At 68.1% G+C, this 17,355-nt stretch carries 16 protein-coding genes and 1 tRNA gene; 10 read left to right on the top strand and 7 right to left on the bottom strand.

The features are described 5' to 3' along the window. Positions 1-31: 31 nt before the first annotated feature. On the bottom strand, positions 32-1,741 hold the full coding sequence (locus IEZ06_RS03640) for a glycosyl hydrolase family 8 (RefSeq protein ID WP_189235209.1): 1,710 nt from the start codon (positions 1,739-1,741) through the stop codon (positions 32-34). Between the two features lie 207 nt (positions 1,742-1,948). On the opposite strand from IEZ06_RS03640, the gene IEZ06_RS03635 reads away from it, so the two are divergent. Genes IEZ06_RS03635 through IEZ06_RS03625 form a run of 3 tightly spaced genes read left to right on the top strand, consistent with a single transcriptional unit; the run spans position 1,949 to position 4,736 of the window. Beyond that, the gene (locus IEZ06_RS03635; protein WP_229797757.1) at positions 1,949-3,082 is read left to right on the top strand and encodes an alanine racemase; all 1,134 of its coding nucleotides are present in this window, start codon (positions 1,949-1,951) and stop codon (positions 3,080-3,082) included. 25 nt (positions 3,083-3,107) lie between these two features. Continuing rightward, on the top strand, positions 3,108-3,494 hold the full coding sequence (locus IEZ06_RS03630; RefSeq protein ID WP_189235208.1) for a Rid family detoxifying hydrolase: 387 nt from the start codon (positions 3,108-3,110) through the stop codon (positions 3,492-3,494). 30 nt (positions 3,495-3,524) lie between these two features. After that, entirely contained in the window at positions 3,525-4,736 is a 1,212-nt protein-coding gene (locus IEZ06_RS03625; RefSeq protein WP_189235207.1) for a hypothetical protein, read from the top strand. A gap of 12 nt (positions 4,737-4,748) precedes the next feature. Here the strand turns inward: IEZ06_RS03625 and IEZ06_RS03620 are convergent, their stop codons facing one another. Further along, a complete protein-coding gene (locus IEZ06_RS03620; protein WP_189235206.1) occupies positions 4,749-5,303 on the bottom strand; it encodes a TetR/AcrR family transcriptional regulator in 555 nt (184 codons plus the stop codon). Positions 5,304-5,360: 57 nt separating this feature from the next. Between IEZ06_RS03620 and IEZ06_RS03615 the strand changes: the two genes are divergently transcribed. Then, the gene (locus IEZ06_RS03615) at positions 5,361-6,128 is read left to right on the top strand and encodes an alpha/beta fold hydrolase (RefSeq protein ID WP_189235205.1); all 768 of its coding nucleotides are present in this window, start codon (positions 5,361-5,363) and stop codon (positions 6,126-6,128) included. On the opposite strand, the gene IEZ06_RS03610 is transcribed toward IEZ06_RS03615, so the two are convergent. Further along, positions 6,080-6,700, bottom strand: a complete 621-nt coding sequence (locus IEZ06_RS03610) for a LysE family translocator (RefSeq protein WP_189235204.1) — start codon at positions 6,698-6,700, stop codon at positions 6,080-6,082. The two genes, IEZ06_RS03615 and IEZ06_RS03610, sit on opposite strands and share 49 nt — an antisense overlap. 117 nt (positions 6,701-6,817) lie before the next feature. Here IEZ06_RS03610 and IEZ06_RS37455 point away from each other — a divergent pair, with 117 nt between their 5' ends. Further along, the gene (locus tag IEZ06_RS37455) at positions 6,818-9,577 is read left to right on the top strand and encodes a helix-turn-helix transcriptional regulator (RefSeq protein WP_189235203.1); all 2,760 of its coding nucleotides are present in this window, start codon (positions 6,818-6,820) and stop codon (positions 9,575-9,577) included. Positions 9,578-9,617: 40 nt separating this feature from the next. On the opposite strand, the gene IEZ06_RS03600 is transcribed toward IEZ06_RS37455, so the two are convergent. Next, positions 9,618-10,001, bottom strand: a complete 384-nt coding sequence (locus IEZ06_RS03600; RefSeq protein WP_203871805.1) for a response regulator transcription factor — start codon at positions 9,999-10,001, stop codon at positions 9,618-9,620. 819 nt (positions 10,002-10,820) lie between these two features. On the opposite strand from IEZ06_RS03600, the gene IEZ06_RS36075 reads away from it, so the two are divergent. The 4 genes from IEZ06_RS36075 to IEZ06_RS03580 all read left to right on the top strand — a co-directional run bounded on the left by IEZ06_RS36075 (position 10,821) and on the right by IEZ06_RS03580 (position 12,534). Continuing rightward, positions 10,821-11,312 (top strand): C40 family peptidase, encoded by a 492-nt coding sequence (locus tag IEZ06_RS36075; RefSeq protein ID WP_229797756.1) that lies wholly within the window; start codon positions 10,821-10,823, stop codon positions 11,310-11,312. Positions 11,313-11,393: 81 nt separating this feature from the next. After that, positions 11,394-11,468, top strand: a tRNA-Arg gene (locus IEZ06_RS03590). A gap of 323 nt (positions 11,469-11,791) precedes the next feature. Further along, positions 11,792-12,226, top strand: coding sequence for a type II toxin-antitoxin system RelE/ParE family toxin (locus IEZ06_RS03585; RefSeq protein WP_229797755.1), 435 nt, complete (start codon positions 11,792-11,794; stop codon positions 12,224-12,226). Further along, the gene (locus IEZ06_RS03580; protein WP_189235202.1) at positions 12,226-12,534 is read left to right on the top strand and encodes a helix-turn-helix domain-containing protein; all 309 of its coding nucleotides are present in this window, start codon (positions 12,226-12,228) and stop codon (positions 12,532-12,534) included. Before IEZ06_RS03585 ends, IEZ06_RS03580 begins: the two co-directional genes overlap by 1 nt. 139 nt (positions 12,535-12,673) lie before the next feature. On the opposite strand, the gene IEZ06_RS03575 is transcribed toward IEZ06_RS03580, so the two are convergent. Beyond that, entirely contained in the window at positions 12,674-13,459 is a 786-nt protein-coding gene (locus tag IEZ06_RS03575) for a GntR family transcriptional regulator (protein WP_203871806.1), read from the bottom strand. A 71-nt stretch (positions 13,460-13,530) separates the two neighbouring features. On the opposite strand from IEZ06_RS03575, the gene IEZ06_RS03570 reads away from it, so the two are divergent. Further along, complete coding sequence (locus tag IEZ06_RS03570) at positions 13,531-13,992, top strand: NUDIX hydrolase (protein WP_189235200.1); 462 nt, start codon at positions 13,531-13,533, stop codon at positions 13,990-13,992. Positions 13,993-14,037: 45 nt separating this feature from the next. On the opposite strand, the gene IEZ06_RS03565 is transcribed toward IEZ06_RS03570, so the two are convergent. Then, positions 14,038-14,541: a hypothetical protein gene (locus IEZ06_RS03565; protein ID WP_203871807.1), complete on the bottom strand. Its 504-nt coding sequence runs from the start codon at positions 14,539-14,541 to the stop codon at positions 14,038-14,040. 1 nt (position 14,542) lies between these two features. After that, a complete protein-coding gene (locus IEZ06_RS03560; protein ID WP_189235199.1) occupies positions 14,543-17,293 on the bottom strand; it encodes an HD domain-containing protein in 2,751 nt (916 codons plus the stop codon). Positions 17,294-17,355: the final 62 nt, after the last annotated feature.

The following is a 17,355-nucleotide window of genomic DNA, read 5'->3' as shown; positions in this document are numbered from 1 at the left end:
CCGGGAGAGGGACCGCGGCCGGCCGTGCGGGTCAGGGCACCCAGTGGTTGCCGGTCACGGTGATCATGACCTGGAGCTGGATGCTGGCGGCGTAGTAGCTGTCGGTGGAGATCGGGGTGGCGAGCATCCGGTTCCAGAGGGCGTCCAGCCAGGCCTGGCTGCCGGGGTCGGTCATCGCCGCCACCGCGAACGGGGCGAAGAAGGCGGGGGAGGCGTAGTCGGCCAGCGCGCCGCCGTCGAGCCGGTAACCGGCCACGATCCTGCCCGGGTCGCCGCCCGTCCTGGCCTTGATCCAGGCGTTCAGCTTCCGCGCCGCGGTCAGGGACCTGGCGTCCCCGCTGGTCACCGCGTCGTTGGCGATCCGCCACGGGACCCGGCAGGCGTTCCACCAGAAGTCGCCGTCGTTGGCGCTCTCCAGCACCTCGCCGGGCGCGGGCCGGGCGTTGCCGTTCGTGTCGACCACGAAGTCGGGCAGCAGGCCGGTGCCCGGGGCGTACTTCGACTGCATGGAGGCGATCAGGTTCTGGTGGTTGGCCCGGACGGTGTCCCAGGTCGCGTCCCCGGTCGCCTTCCGGAAGGCCCGGAAGTGGTCGATCATCCAGTCGGAGGGCCGGCTGATCCAGTAGTGCTCGCCGCCGGAGCTGCTCCAGTCGCCCAGCTTCAGCAGCTTGGTGGTCGGGTTGAGCTCACCGGCCTTGATCGCGTTGATGTGCCTGATCGCGAGCCGCCTGTAGTCGTACGTGCCGGAGCTGCCCCACTGCCGGTCGGCCAGGAGCAGGCCGTAGGCGACGTCCAGATCGCCGTCGGTGGCGGAGTCGCCGCCGTTGACGCTCCTGCAGGAGGCGTCCTGCTCGGCGGCGAGCAGCCCGGGGGTGATCGAGGACGGGTGGGCGAGGACGTACTTCAGCAGGCCGTCGAAGATCTTCTTGGCGTCGGGGTCGGCTCCGGCCATGGTCGCGGCGATGACCATGCCGTAGCCCTGCGCCTCGGCGACGTAGGGGTGGTCGGCGTCGGGGGAGATGATCTGGTACCAGCCGTTGCCGCAGTTCTGCCGGACGAACGCGGCCTTCCACTTGCGGTAGTAGTCGACGACCTTCTGGTCGAGGGCGGCCTGACCGCCGCCGGGGCGCAGCATCCCGGAGGCGTAGGGGATCGTGTGGCCGCCGAACGGCACGCGCGGGCCCCCCGCCGTGGGCGTCGGGGTCGGGCTCGGGCTCGGACCCGGCGTGGAACCGCCGGTGGAGCCGTAGACCTCCATCTCGTACAGCGAGTAGCCGTACGGGGTGCCCCGGCCGGTCCCGTACATCCGGACGTAGCGGCCGGTGCCGGAGACGGGGAGGTCGTCCACGGCGCCGTCCCCCGACGAGGTCGCGTAGACGTCGGTCCAGGACGAGCCGTCGGGTGAGACCTGGATCCGGTACGCCCTGGCGTAGGCCGCCTCCCAGGTCAGCCTGACCCGGGAGACGGCGGCGGAGCGGCCGAGGTCGACGCGGAGCCACTGGGGGTCGACGCCCTCGGCCGAGGCCCAGCGGGTGGCGGCGTTCCCGTCGAAGGCCCTGGCGGGCAGGAGCGTGGCGTCCTCGTCCGAGGAGGAGGCGGCCGGACGGCCCCGGGAGAGGAGGGAGTCGGCGCTGTGGCCCGGGGCCGCGGTCAGCACGAGCGCCGGCGCGATCAGTCCCAGTGCCAGGGCGAGGAGGGTCGAGGGGCGGCGGAGACGCCGCGGGCGCGGTCTCGCGTACATGGGAGCCCTCTCTGTCGTCGGCTAGCCCTGTTCGGCTAGTTAGGAAAGATTCCTAATTAAGGGAAGATGGCACCATTCCTGACACGCCGTGGTCAATAGTGCCGGGGACCCAAATTCCCCCCGAGACCGTGCACGGACGGCTTCCGGAGCCGGATAGGGTCCTCGGGAAAGCGGATCACGGAGCATCGCGCGCACGCTGGGGGGCCGATGAAGGGGCCGATCAAGGGACCGGTGAAGGGGATCGCGGATCTCGACGCGGCCGTGGGGTCGTCGCTGTTCGGCGGGGCGTTCACCTTCCCGGTGATGACCGCCCGCCGCAGCGCGCTGCGGCACAACATCGAGACGCTGGCGGCCTTCGCGAGCGGGCACGGCATGCTGCTCGTCCCGCACGCCAAGACGACCATGTCGCCCGAGCTGGTGGCGGCCCAGCTGGAGGCGGGCGCCTGGGGGCTCACCGTCGCCACCCCCAGCCAGGCGCTCATCCTGCGCGGCTTCGGCGTCTCCCGGATCACGATCGCCAACCAGGTCTTCGACCCCGCGGGACTCGACGCCCTCGCGGCGCACCTCGCCGAGGACCCGTCGTTCGAGCTGCTCTGCTTCGCCGACTCGGTGGCCGGGATCGAGACGCTGTCCGAGCACGCCGGACCCCGGCCCTTCCGGGTGCTGGCCGAGCTCGGCCACACCGGCGGGCGGGCGGGGTGCCGGACCCTGGAAGGGCTCCTGGAGGTCGCCGCGGCGGCCCAGGCCGCGCCCGGAGTGGAGCTCGCGGGCGTCGCCGGGTACGAGGGCACGCTGGCCTCGGCCGCCGAGGTGCGGGCCTTCCTGCACCGGCTGCTGGAGGCGCTGGAGCACCTGCGGGTCCGCCGCCCGGTCCTGTCGGTGGGCGGCAGCCAGTGGTTCGACGTGGTCAGCCGCGAGCTCGCCGCCTGCCAGGCGACCGTCATGCTCCGCAGCGGCGCCTACATCTCCCACGACGACGGCCACTACCGCGAGCACACGCCGTACAACCGGATCGAGGGCGAGCTGCGCCCCGCGCTGGAGGTCTGGGCGCACGTGCTCTCCGTGCCCGAACCCGGCCTGGCCGTGGTCGGGCTCGGCAAGCGGGACGCCCCGTTCGACGAGGGCATGCCGATCCCCCGGGGGGTCCTCGCCGGGGCGGAGGTGACCAGGCTCTACGATCAGCACGCGGTCCTGCGGACCGCCCCGGACTCGCCGGTGAGGCCCGGGGACCTGGTGTCGTTCGGGATCTCCCACCCGTGCACCGCCTTCGACAAGTGGCGGGTCATCCCGGTGGTGGACGACGACCACGTGGTCGTCGACCTGATCCACACCTATTTCTGAAACTCCGCACTTGAGGACGGGTGACATGAGCGAGAAGCTCGAACTGCGGACCGACGAGGGCGCCGCGCCGGTCGGGGCCTACTCGCAGGGCCTCGTGGTCGGCGACTTCGTCTACACGTCGGGCATGGGACCGCTGGACCCGGCGACCGGCGAGGTCGTCGGGACCGACGTGGAGACGCAGACCCACCAGGTGATGCGCAACCTCGGCGCGGTCCTGGCCGCGCACGGCCTGGGCTTCGACGACGTGGTGAAGTCGACGGTCCACCTGCAGCACCTCAAGCGCGACTTCGGCGCCTACAACGAGGTCTACAAGTCCTACTTCACCAAGCCCTACCCGGTCCGCACGACCGTCGGCTCCGAGCTGATGGACATCCTCGTGGAGATCGACTTCGTGGCCTACAAGGGGCGTTAGAGTCTGAGCGACTGCGCACCGGGAGGCGGCTTGGACAGCTCTGTGTACGTCCACGTGGAGGACGTGCGGGGGGAGGGATCGGAGCGGGTCCTCGACCGGATCGCCGGGTACGGCGTGACCGGGGTGACCGTGGCCGCGGCCTCCCGGCGGACCCGCGACGTCACCCCGCACGGCTCGTCCCGGGTGACGGTCCGCGGCGACGGCGTGCACTTCGCCCCGCCCGGGGACCTCTTCGGCGGCCTGCGCCTGGTCCCGCCCGTCCAGGCGGGGGCGGAGGAGGAGCCGCTGGCGGCCCTGCGGCGGGCCACCGCCGAGCGGGGGCTCCGGCTGCACGGCTGGGCCGCCTTCCTGCGCAGCGCCCCCCTGGGCGAGGCCTGCCCCGACGTGACCGTGCGCAACTGCTTCGGCGACGCGGCCTCGGCCGAGGACCTGTGCCCGTCCCACCCCGACGTCCGCCTCTACGCGGTGGCGCTGGGCCGGGCGGTGGCCCGGCAGGGCGTCGACGGCGTGGTCGCCGAGGCCCTGCACTTCGCGCCCTACGGGCAGGGATGCCGGCACGACCGGAGCGCCGTCCCGCTCGGGCCGATGGACGCGTTCCTGTTCGGGCTCTGCTTCTGCGAGTTCTGCCTGCGCCGCGCCGCGGACCTGGGCGTCGACGCGGGGGCCGCGCGCCAGGAGTGCGCCAGGATCGTGGACGGCGTGCTCGGCGGGGACCCGCCCGCGCAGGGCGAGGTGACCCGGGCGGCGCTGACCGCCTACGCCGGGCCCGAGGTGGTGGCCTACGCGCGGGCCCGCTCGGAGACGGTGACCTCGCTGGTCTCCGAGGTCTCGGCGGCGGTCTCGGCCGAGGGCTCCCGGCTGGTCTTCCTGGACGGCACCGGGTCGGTGAAGGGCTACGCCGACGGGCTGCCCTCCTCCGGTCTCGCCGCGCACGACTCCTGGCAGCTCGGCGTGGACCTGGTCGCGCTGGGCGACCTGGTGCCCTCGCTCGGCGTCCTGGCGTACGCCCGCGACGCGGCCCGGGTCGCCGACGACGTGGCGGCCTACCGGCGTTCGACCGGCAAGGACCGGGAACTCCGGGTGGTGCTCCGGCCGGGCCCGCCGGACACCGACTCGGCCGACCGTCTCGCCGCGAAGGTCCGGGCCGTCCGGGCCGCCGGGGCCGGGGCGGTCGACTTCTTCGCCTACGGGCTTCTGCCTTACCCGATCCTGGACCGGATCCCGGGCGCGCTCACGGGCTGAGGCCGTACGGCCTCACCTCGGGGAGGCGCCGCCGAGGACGGTCCGGACCGCCTCGGCGGCGAAGCCCTCGTCGACGGAGAGTCCCCGGAAGACCGCCCGCAGCCACACCGCGCCCCCCAGCAGATCCATGATCATCATGGGGTCGGCGCCGTCGGCGAGCTCGCCGCGCCGCCGGGCCCGTTCGAACACCCGCTCCTCGCGGGCGAGGCGATCGGCGAAGAAGCGGCGGGCGACGTCCGCCAGCTCGGGGTGGTGCACGGCGGCGCCGAGTGCGGCCACCGCGACGTCCGCGGCGGGAGGCCGGGTGAGCAGCGCGGCGACCTGCCCGACCAGTGCCTCCAGGTCGCCCCTGAGGCTCCCGGTGTCCGGCGGGTCCAGGGCGAGCACGTCGGCCTCGACCAGCGCGGCGGCCAGCAGCGCCGCCTTCGACGGCCACCACCGGTAGATCGTGGTCTTGTTCACCCCCGACCGCTCCGCCACGCCCTCCACGGTCAGCCCCTCGTAGCCCCTCTCGGCGAGCAGGCCGAGCGTGGCCGAGAGGATCTCCTGTTCCCTGCGCGGTGCCATGGGGTGATAATAGCAACGCAACGGTGCGTTGCATTTTCTCGGTGCGGGAGGTCCGTCATGGTGCCCATCGTCTTCGTCCACGGGATCCGGGTCAGCGCGACCATGTGGGACCCGGTCAGGTCCCGTCTCGACCGGCCCTCCGCCGCCGTCGACCTGCCCGGGCACGGGAGCAGGAGGGGAGAGCCCTTCACCATGGAGGCGGCCGTGCGGGCCGTGGCCGACGCGGTCGAGGGCGTCGCGGGGAGCGGCGGGCGGGCCGTCGTGGCCGGGCTCTCCCTCGGCGGCTACGTCGGGATCGCCACCGCCGGGCGGTTCCCCGACCGGGTGGCGGGGCTGGTCGCGATGGGCTGCACGGCCTCCCCGGGCCGCCGCGCCGGGATCTACCGCTCCGTGGCGTCCCTCGCCGCGCGCGACCCCGGGCTCGCGAACCGGATCAGCGCGTACGGCCTGCGCCGCCTGCTGCCGGGTCCGGCGGGCGAGGCGCTCGTGGCGGGCGGGCTGTCCTGCGAGGCCGTGCCCCAGGTGGTCGAGGCCGTCGCCGGGCACGACCAGCTCGCGGCGCTGGCCGCGTATCCGGGGCGGGTCTGGCTGGTCAACGGCACCCGCGACCCGTTCCGGGCGGACGAGCGGGCCTTCCTGCGGGCCTGCCGGAACGGCCGGCTGATCCACCTTCCGCGCCGCGGCCACCTGGGGGTGCTCGCCGCCCCCGGACCGCTGGCCCGCCTGCTGGACGACCTGTGCGACCAGGTGGACCCGGCCCCGCGCGACCGGGCGGATCAGACCGAGCGGCCGGAGAAGGCGGTCGCGACGCCGAGCCCCAGGTAGACGACCCCGCTGGCGCGGCCGAGCAGCCTCGCCCGGCTCCGCAGCCGCCGCCCGAGCGCCCCCGCCCCCGCGGCGTAGACCATGTCGGAGAGCAGCCCCAGGAGCAGCAGCGTCCCGCCCAGGACGGCGATCTGCAGCGGGACCGCGCCCGCCGCCGGGTCCACGAACTGCGGCAGGAACGCCAGGAAGAACAGGATCACCTTGGGGTTGAGGACGTTGACGACGACCCCTTCGAGGAAGATCGAGCGCAGCGGCTGCGGGGCGGTCTCCCGGACCTCCGGTTCCGGCCGGCTCGTCAGCGCCCGGACCCCCAGATAGAGCAGGTAGGCGACCCCCGCCCACTTGACCGCGTTGAACAGGGTCGCCGACCGGGCGATCACGTAGGAGAGCCCGGCCGCCGCCGCGGCGATGTGCACCAGGGTGCCGACCTCCACGCCGAAGGCGCTGGCCATCCCGGCCGCCCGGCCCTGGGCGACGCCGCGGGCGATGATGTAGAGGTGGTTCGGGCCGGGGACGAGGACCAGCGCCAGGGACGCCGCCGAGAACAGCAGGAGCGTGGAGAACGAGACCATGCCCCGACCATAGGCGCGGGACGCCCATCGGGGGGAAGGCCAATCCGGAGCGCCCGCGGCGGACCAATCCGGCCGTCGGCGGTCCGTGGGATACTCGCCGACGTGGAGCCGCAAAAGGTGCAAAGCACGCTGGTAGGGCGACTGGGGGAGCTCGATCGCCTGCTCGCCGTACTGCGCGCCGCCGCCGAGGGGACGGCCGGGGTCGCCCTGGTCGGCGGGGACGCGGGCATCGGCAAGACCCGGCTCGTCACGGAGCTGGCCGAACGGGCGCGGGCGGAGGGCTTCGCCGTACTCGTCGGGCAGTGCGCCGAACTCGGCGACGCCCTGCCGTACCTCCCGCTGGCCGACGCCCTGCGCGGCGTGCGCGGAGAGCTGCGCGCGGCGCTCGACGCGCGGCCCGTCCTCGGCAGGCTGCTGCCCGGCGGCACCGACGCCGGGCCGGAGAGCGCCTCCGCCCTCACCCAGCAGCAGCTGTTCGGCTCGGTGCTCGGCTTCCTGTCCGCCCAGCCGGTGCTGCTGATCCTGGAGGACCTGCACTGGGCCGACCAGTCCACCCGCGACCTGGTGGTCTTCCTCAGCCGGATGCTCCAGGGCGAGCGCGTCTGCCTGGTCGGCACCTACCGCACCGACGACATCCACCGCCGCCACCCGCTCCGCCGGGTCCTCGCCGAGCTCAAGCGCCTTCCCTCGGTGACGTCCGTCGAGCTGAGCCCGCTGGACCGCGGTGAGATGGCCGACTACGTCGCCCTGCTCGGCGGGACCGACGCCCGCATGATCGGCGAGGTCGTCGACCGGGCCGAGGGCAACCCGTTCTACGCCGAGGAGCTCCTGGAGGCGGCGACCGAGGGCTGCGCGATGACCGACGGCCTGGCCAGCCTGCTGCTCTCCCGCTCCGAACAGCTCTCCGAGTCCGCCCAGCGGGTGCTGCGCGGCGCGGCCGTCGCCGGGCGGAAGGCCGACCACGACCTGCTCCGCGAGGCCTCCGGCCTCGACGAGCTGGCCTTCGAGGAGGCCATGCGGGAGATCGTCTCGCGGGGACTCATCCGCCCGTCCGGCGAGTACGGCTACGCCTTCCGTCACGCCCTGCTCCAGGAGGCCGTCTACACCGACCTGCTGCCCGGTGAGCGGACCCGCCTGCACGCCGAGTTCGCCCGGCTGCTGACCGCGCGGAACGCCAGCGCGGCGGAGCTCGCCCACCACTACCTGGCGGCCCACGACCTCGCCGGAGCGCTGGCCGCCTCGGTCGAGGCGGGCCGCCGGGCCGAGCGGCTCGGCGCCCCCGCGGAGGCGCACCGCCACTTCGAGCGGGCACTCGGCCTCTGGGAGCGGGTCGCCGACGCCGAACGCCTCACCGGGACGGACCACACCCGCCTCGCGCTGCGCACCGCCGCCGCCGCGGCCGACATGGGCGACAACCACCGGGCGGTCGCGCACGTGCGGGCGCTGCCGCCGTCGGCGGAGGTGTGCGAACGGCTGGCCTACTACCTCTACGACTCCGGCCAGGAGACGGAGGCGCTGGAGACCGCCCAGGCCGCCGTCGAGGCGGCCCCCGAGGGGCCGCTGCTGGGCCGGGCGCTGGCGACCTTCGCCCGGACCGTCTTCTGGACCGAGCGGCACGCCGAAGCCGAGCCGCTGGCCGGGCGGGCCCTGGAGGTGGCCCGCGCGGCCGGGGCCCGGGACGCGGAGAAGAGCGCGCTGATCATGCTCGCCTCCTGCGCGGAGTTCGACGGCGACCGGGACCGGGCCGAGGAGCTGTTCGCCCAGGTCGCGGCAGAGGAGTCCGGCGACCTCGCGATGGACCTGCGAGGGCTGTTCCACTACACCCGGATCCAGTTCGAGCGGGGCGCCATGGCCGAGGCCGCCGCGACCGCCGACCGCGGCATCCGGCTGGCGGCCGAGACGGGTCTGTCGTGGAGCACCTACGGCACCGACCTGCGGTTTCTCCGCTTCCTGATCCACTACACGGCCGGGGAGTGGGAGCAGGCCCGCGCCGCCGGGTTCGGCCGGCGGGTCGGCACGATCCCCGAGGCGATCCTCTCCTCGTTCGCGCTCTTCGTCGAGGTCGCCATGGGCCTGCCGGAGGTCGACGAGCGGCTGGCCTGGCTCCGGCCGTTCTGGCGGGACTCCCTGGTGGCGTACATGTCCCGGGGGCTGGCCGCCGAGCACGCCCTCTGGCGGGGGGAGCCCGAGCGGGCACTGGACCACGTCACCGCGGTGCTCGGCGTCCTGGAGCCCTCCGACACCGGCAGCATCCGCATCGCCGCGATCGGCCTCTGGGCGCTGGCCGAGCTCGGCCGCGCCGACGGGGCCGACGGGCTGCTCGACCGGGCGCGGAGCGCGGCGCGGACGGGGATGGGACGCGAGGGTACGGCCTGGCTGCTGCGGGCCGAGGCCGAGTGGCACCGCGTCCACGGCAGGCTCGACGCCGGGGCCTGGCGCGCGGTGGCGGAGGCGTTCGACTACGGGTTCGTCTACGAGGTCGCGCGCTCCCGGTGGCGGTTGGCCGAGGCGCTGCTGGCCGCAGGCGACCGCGCCGCCGCGCTGGAGGAGTGGGAGCAGGCCGTCAAGACCGCCGAGTCCCTCGGCGCCCGGCCGCTGGGTGATTCCCTGGCGGCGCTGGGACGGCGGGCGCGCTTCGGCCCGGTCCGGAGGTCCGAGCCGGAGCCGGCCGGCCCGGACCGGACGGCGGCGCTGACGGGACGCGAGCGGGAGGTGCTCGCGCTGGTGGCCGAGGGGCTGCCCAACCGGGAGATCGGCGAGCGGCTCTTCATCGCCCCGAAGACGGTGAGCGTGCACGTCTCGAACATCCTGGGCAAGCTCGGCGTCGCCTCCCGCACCCAGGCCGTCGCCGCGGCCCGCAGGGCGGGCCTCCTCTGAGCCGGATCCGCTGAGCCGAGACGACTCCGTTCCGGGCGGGTCAGCCCCTGTCGAGGGCCAGGTCGCGGACGACCTGGATGAGCTCGGCCGGGTCGAACGGTTTCGTGAGGTAGGCGTCCACCCCGATCTCCATGCCCCGCCGCTTGTCCTCCTCCTGGGCCCGAGCGGTGATCAGGACGACCTTGATGTGACCGGTGCCGTCGTCGCCGCGCAACCGGGCGGCGGTCGTCCAGCCGTCCAGCCTCGGCATCATGACGTCCAGAGTGATCACGTCGGGCCGCACGTCCAGCACCCGGTCCAGGCAGTCCTGCCCGTCGAAGGCGGTCTCCACCTGGAAACCCTCCAGCGTCAGGTTGACCGCGATGAGCTGCCGGATGACCTCGTCGTCGTCCACGACCAGTACCTTGCCCAGAACCTCGTCCACGGCCGCCAAGCTAACCCCTCGACAACGATCATGCGAGGTTTTCCGGGAGATGAGGGCGCCCGCTCATTCGGCGGGTCGCCCGACAGGTCGGCCGGTGGGTCGCCTGGCAGAGCGTTTGGCAGGGCGCTTGGCAGGTCGGCCGGTGGGTCGCCTGGCAGAGCGCTTGGCAGGACGCTTGGCACGCCGGCCGGTGGGTCGCCTGGCAGAGCGCCTGGCAGGTCGGCCGGTGGATCGTCCGGTCGGCCGTCCACAGGTGAGGAGCCGTCTGGCGGATCGTCCACAGAATCCGGATCGGTCCATTGGTGATCATCCCGTTCTGCGGATCCTGGGCTCGGTCGTCCAACGAGTCCAGGAGGTCCGCACATGATCGTCGCTCTCACCGTCGCCGCCGCCCTCGCCACAGCACCCGCGGGTGGTCCCGGAGCCTTCCAGACACGGCCGTCGTGCCCGGCTCACCTCCACGGGTTCACGGCCCACGTCCGGCACTGGATCCCCGATGAGGTGTGGGCCCTGATGACCGTGAACTGCGAGGACGGGCCGGGTGCCGAGTTCCTGGACCGGCAGGGCCCCGTGTTCGGAGGGGAGCCTGCGCCCGCCTGGCGAGCCGGCCCCCGACAGGTGCCCGGGCTTCAGCCGGAGACCGGACTCCGGCCGGATGGCGACGCCACCGCGAAGGGGTCCGGATCCCGTCCGGGAATCGTGCCCGGAGGGGGGTCCGGAGCCATACCCGGAGGATCCGGACCCCGCCCCGCGCCGAGGCCGGGAGAGCTCGCACCGGTCGAGCGGCCGTTCACACCGGGGCCGGAGAAGCCCGCGCCGGTGGAGCGGCCGTCCGTGCCCCGGCAGCGGGAGCCCGAGTCCCCGGAGGGCCGGAAACCCGGATCACCGGCGAGACCGCTCGGGATCCAGCGCCGTCTCACCCCCGGCCGGACGGCGGCGGCCGCGGCCCTGCGGCAGCTCGGCACGCCGTACGTATGGGGCGGCGGGTCGGGCAGGGGGCCGACCCGCGGCGGCTTCGACTGCTCCGGGCTGGCCCTGCACGCCTGGTCCAAGGCCGGGGTCCGGCTCACCCACTACACCGGCAGCCAGTTCCGCCAGGGCCGCCGCGTGCCGTTCTCCCAGCTCCGCGCGGGCGACCTGGTCTTCTTCGGCGGCGGTTCCGGCGACCCGACCCACGTCGGCGTCTACCTGAAGGACGGCACCATGGTCCACGCCCCCAAGACCGGTGACGTCGTCAGAACCGTGGACTTCGCCGACTCCTCCTACTACCGCGCCCGCTACCGCGGAGCCGTCCGGCCCTCCGCCCGCTGACCCCTCCGCCCCCTGAGATCATCTGCTTCGCCTAACGAGTGTCGAGCAGCCTCCGGATGCTGGTAACCTAATGACTCGTTGGCCCCCTTAGCTCAGGGGATAGAGCACCGGCCTCCGGAGCCGGGAGCGCAAGTTCGAATCTTGCAGGGGGCACCAACCGAAGGCCAGGGCAGACATCGTCTGACCTGGCCTTTTGCTTTCCCGGTGATGGGCCGGCCTTGCCGTCCCACGACGGCCGTAGACGCCAGACGCTGCGGGACGTGTATTGATCATGACCACCAGTGTTTTCTCCGGCGGTGCCCCTCTCGGTCGATATGGATGCGATGCGCTGCCGTTGCGGGTGCGGTTCGTCGGAACGAGTGCCTCCACGGCGTAGCGCGCATGCACGTCGGGCTCAGCAGGCTGGCTTTGCGATCTCCACGTCCTGGGCACTGCCGTGTCGGACATGATGCCGGAGAAGATCGTCTCGGTCGTCTGCAGTGAAATCGCTCACGGCGTGCGATCGGTTCATTATCCTCGGCGAGATTGCGGCGAGGAGGTTTGAGGTGGGGCGGGAACTGTACGACTTCGAGATCGAACCTGAAGTCCGCGAGTGGCTCGACTCCCTCGGTGACGGTGACTTCAAGCGGGTCGACGAGGTGGCAGGTCTTCTCGCGGAGAAGGGTGCCGAACTTGGCGGGCCGTGGTCAGATCATCTGGAAGGCCCTGTGTGGGAGCTGCGGATACGGCTTCGTGATGTTGCAGCTCGGGTAACGTACTGGTGTACTCCAGACAGGATCATCGTGTTGCTTACGGTTTTCCGTAAGACCAGGCAGCATGATCAACGACAGATCGACCGGGCGGTCCGGGTGCAGAAGATCTGTGAGCGTGATCATTGGGGACCGGTGACCGAGACCTACGAGAGGCAGGTGTGATGGCCGGCTACCACACCCGCTGGGTGCGTCCCGAGACGCAGATCCAAGACCCTGAGCGAGTGGCGATCCGTGAGGCGTTGGCCTTCGGTAAGGCGCTGTACGACCGGCGTACGGCCCTTGGTCTGAGCGTGGCCGAACTGGCCGAGCGGGCGGATATGACCGAGGACGAGATCGAGTGCATCGAGGAGGGCGGTACGACACCCACCGTCGCGTTGCTGCGGCACCTGGCCGCCGCTCTCGACGCTGATGTTCGCATCACCTCGGGTGACGACTTGGATTCCCTTTGGTTCGAGGCCCACGCCGCGTGATCGATATGCGAGAGAACTATCAGATCAGCCCTGCCTTGTAGGCTTTTCGTGTTCTCGCACGCCTTCTGTCTTCTCTGGGCGCACCACCCCGGACATGATCGAGAGAATCGAGTCCTCCGTCTGTCGGGTCGGTCAAGACCTATCGCACAGGAAGTCCGTACGAGAACACGTAGGCGTCGGTCGACATGACCGTGTCGCACGCCTCGACGGCCCGGCCGTCGGCGGCGTAGGCCGTACGGACCAGGTTGAAGACCGGGACACCGGGTGCGAGTTTCAGGGCGCGGACCTCTTCGCGGAACGGCATGCGTGAGCGGATCTCCTCGACGAACCGGTCAAGGCGGTAGCCCAGCTCCTCCAGCCTGGCGTAGATGCCTCCGGGACCGCTGTCCGGATGCTCGATCTGCGTGCCCTTGGCGATGTCGGCGGGCAGGTAGGAGACGGCCGTCTCGACCGGCTGCCCGTTGATCAGGTACCGGCGGGACCGCATGATCACGGGGGCGCCGGCCGCCAGGCCCAGGAGCTCGGCTACCTCCGGAGGGGCGGCCTGCTCGGTGACCTTGATGGAGTCGACGGAGGGCTTTCCGCCGGCCTCTTCGGTCTCCGCGATGAAGGCTGCCTTGCCCCGCTCGCGGTGGCGACGGGCGAACCGGTCGGAGGCGAGCCGGCGGACCGGCGGCCGGGAACGGACGAAGACACCGCGGCCGTGCTCGGCGACGGTGAGCCCTTCGCTCTGGAGGACCTGGAGGGCGTTCCGGATGGTCATCCGGGCCACGCCGTAGTGCTGCATGAGCTGCGCTTCGGAGGGCAGCTTGTCACCCTCGTGGAGGGCTTCGCGCTCGATCGCGTCCCGGATGTGGTCGGCTATCTGGCGGAACACGGCCCGGTCGCTGTGTGCGTCCAGCTCCGGAAACGGCAGCTCCGCCACGGGCCAACTCCTCAACTCGTACATACGTGTAGCGTCGAGTCTAACGACGGCTGACCTTGGAGGGACTGCTGATGGATCACGAGCACCTGCACTCCGTCAGCGTGGCCGGCGTCGTCATCGACGACCAGGGGAGAGCCCTCCTCATCCAGCGCCGGGACAACGGCCACTGGGAGGCCCCCGGCGGCATCCTCGAACGGAACGAGGACATCGAGTCCGGCCTGATCCGCGAGGTACGGGAGGAGACTGGCCTGCAGGTCGAGCTGGTCGCACTTACGGGCGTCTACAAAAACATGCCCCGCGGCATCGTCGCACTGGTCTTCCGCTGCCGAGCAGTAGCCGGCAGTCTCGCGGAGACCGATGAGTCCCGAGCTTTCCGGTGGGTCACCGCCGACGAAGTACGGGACCTGGCATCAGAGGCCTTCGCCGTCCGGGTCTTGGACGCGATGGTTCTCGCTGATGCACCCGCCGTCCGTCAGCACGACGGAGTTCGCCTAATAAACGTCAATGGGCGTACGGCAGATATAGGTCAATAATACTTTATGGATTTCATTACGAATACTCTTGTGGCCTATGGAATATCATTTAATTCCAGGAAGAATTAGCTCGATAGCATAGAACCACATGAAGAGGGTTGACGCTGCAATGAAGCCGATTATGTAAGTTTCATACCAGCGCCAAGAGTTTTTCATTCTCGGTAGATTTCGAAATCCTTGATGCACTAGTCGATTGGTAAGGTCAACCTCTTCTCTCCGGTAATCTATCCATGAGAGAATTCCTGTAATAATTAGCAAGATTGTAAAAGCGGCAACCGCTGTTTCGAGGCACAACAGACCGATGATTCCAGCTTTAGCTGTTGCTGGATTAATTTGCCATTGTCTATATCCCACAAATAGAGCTAAAGCCACTCCTATGATTGTAGTCGCTAGCGTCTGGTAAATGCCCAAGAATTTATAGGCATTATCGTTAAGGGCGCTAATCTGGTGGAGTATATAACGGTATCGCTCCAGCCCGAACTCTTTTATTAGATCTGTATCCGGCGGTGCGGGCGATGATTCTTCATTTGAAATTTCGGCTGTGGACATATTACTTCCCTCCTGATCTTTTGGGTCGCCTTAAGCGGATAGCATCAATTAAGAAGATACGGCCATCTGCCGTTGGGAGCATTAACCGTGAATCACGCTCATCGGTCAAGCAGCATGCCTCCAGACCATTAATGACATCGAAGATTCCCATGTGCCAAGTTTCTGCAATTGCTTGGATGACCGTACTAATGGCACCAAAGCTGCCATCGTTGTACCACCAATATCGCGGATCGGAATACTCGGTATCCGCTGCAACGTCTGCGAATCGCTCATCACGAGGACGTTTTGCGATCTCGTCGGGAAATAGCCATCTTGGATAGATGTCAACGACAAGACCGTTGTCGGGTATCCGGACCTCGGAGCCTTCGCTACTAAAGAATCGACAACGTTGTTCTGCTTGTTCCGCATGTTGATCGATGCGGAGTAATTCGGATTCGGATATCAGCAGTACCTCATCTCGCTTACTTAGCCACTCCTCTAGGCCTCGTCGATCAAGAAGATGAGTTCCGCAATCCGCGCAAGGCAATTCAGGATCGCTTCCACCAAATCCATGAACTAGATCACTGGCTATCCAAAGTAGGCTAGGCGTGCTCCATCTACTATTTTTGGCAACCTTGGCCTGAGATTCTGCCCATCGTCTAAGATCATCTAGGCTTGCGGTTGGAAATGCGTTAAGTCGATTTGCAGTTAAAGGTTTACCTTGAAAGGCTCCCAAGGTCCATTGAATGTACGAGGACTTTAGTCCGCCCGTGTAAACATAGCCGAATGGTGCGTAATATTTATTAAGGCCATACGTTAGGACGTGCTCCTCTCCCGAGCTCAACATTGCACGTCCGACGATTTTTCCATTCTCGTCGAGAAGGTCAGTCGCGTGATCTACGAATAATGTTTGATAATGCTCAAGTATTCGCTGATACAGGGGATTCTGTTCCCACTGGAGATAGATACGCCAGAATAGCTCATCTGCGGAAATTTTAGTCCAATCGCCAGCGCATATGATGCGAACTGGCGCCGGATCGTCTGGTCCCTGAACCTGGACGTCTACCTCGGAAAGAGCACACAGGTTAGTTAGCTCGGCGTGGAGATTCTGAGTGTGCGACCTCCGGCGACTATCGATACGAAATATTCCTTCAGTTGTACGAGGATCGTTCCTCAGCTTTATCTGCACAACTGTTCCTGGCCCTGATAGCCACTCAGAACGCTCAGCTTCACGCAGCAAAGGGCGTCCTGCTACGCCTTGGCTAAACTCCAATACATAGGTTGAACGCGAAGCTTCACCGAGGGCAAGGCTGCGGACTCTGACCTCGTCGGCAGCCATGAAGACGGCGAAGAAACCAATGCCAAACCTCCCGCTGGGCTCGAATCCCTTAGCGAGCAAGCCCGGGAAGCTTGACAAGGTCGCAGATGAGCGCCAGTGTGAGTGGCCAAAATCCGTAAGTGCTGCAACCATGGTCTCGGGTGACATCCCGATTCCTTCGTCTTCAACAGTGAGCCACCAGTCGCCGTTTACCTCTGCAAGACGTATGGTTACTGGACGTAAAATTCCGCCCTCATGAGCCGCGCGAGCGCGGGTCGCGTCAGAAGCATTGGCTATCAGTTCACGGACTGCGATTTCTGGTCGTTTACCGTATAGATCCTCACCGCCGATGCTTGAGACTAGCTTAGTGGCATCGGTAACGCGCAATCTTGCATCAATAGGTGTCCAACCGTCAGTCTTGATGTGCTCAGAAAGACGCGTCGGCGCATCTGCCCCGGCAATCGATCGAACCATAAAGCGAGGTAATCCCATATCGGCACAAAGGGCATCGACTTGGCGCAGCTCATGATTAATCATCTGGATCGTCTCGAACGCCAACCACCAGGCTGCAGCTTCATCCCGACGGAATGAACGGGTCGAGGTGTAGACGAATCTATCGGCGACCACTAAAGGTCGCGTTAACCTTTCCTGAAAATACCAGTGATCCCGTGAAACTCCTGTAGGACGCCGGAATGCATGCGTATAAATAGGGGCGCGACGGCTATCGATCTGTGATGCATCGGCTAACCGTAACACGCATGCAATCTTCAGGGGATTGAGTTCCCAGTTGCCCGGATGACCTGCATACGCCCCTCTCCGCTGAGGTAGTTCCCGAAGTTGCTCTACTGGCCACCAATGACTATGTGATATCTGGCCGATTAGCTCGCTAAAGGTTTGCCTTAGTGCGGCATCCTGAAGCAGATAAAAAACTTCTCCGTTGGATGTGTGGAATTGGGTGCTTATGAGGCGCTCGGCCCGCTGAGCATGCCTGAGGCGAAGTAGGCTGGCGATTGCCTCTTCACGAGCGGCTTCCTCAATTCCTTCTGCGTTAGCGATTAGTCCAGGGCCTTGCAACCCGGCCTTAGCGCTGACCACTAAATCTTCGAAATTTGGATCTAGTTCGATCTCTTTTACACCTCCGGGGAACGCGGCAAGCCCCATGCCAAGATCGTGAAGTAGGAAGGAGCCGCCGAGTACGAATGCCTCGGCAGGGTTGATCGGGAAGTCTTCTCCGCAGATTTGCGAGGCGGTGTCCCAGAGTGCATCAGCATGCTTAATTGAGTGGTCAGTAAACATTGGTAGGCTGACTGAGATCTCGTCAGCAAGCGCTTCTACTACCGTGCGGAACTGGAGATAAGCAAAACGAAGTGTCTGTCGCTGCTCAGCATGTGGATCATCGGGGCGGCTTCCCAGGGTTCGTCGCCAGAGTGGTGTCTCCTCGAACGTATAGGACATGAGCACTCCGTTGCACTGATCATGTGGTGTTGATTGGAGGGACGGCGAAGACCGTCCAGCCA

This window comes from Planomonospora antibiotica (genome assembly GCF_014647955.1).
Taxonomy (GTDB): domain Bacteria; phylum Actinomycetota; class Actinomycetes; order Streptosporangiales; family Streptosporangiaceae; genus Planomonospora; species Planomonospora parontospora.
The sequence above is the reverse complement of the archived record's forward strand: the minus strand, read 5'-3'. Positions and strand labels throughout refer to the sequence as shown.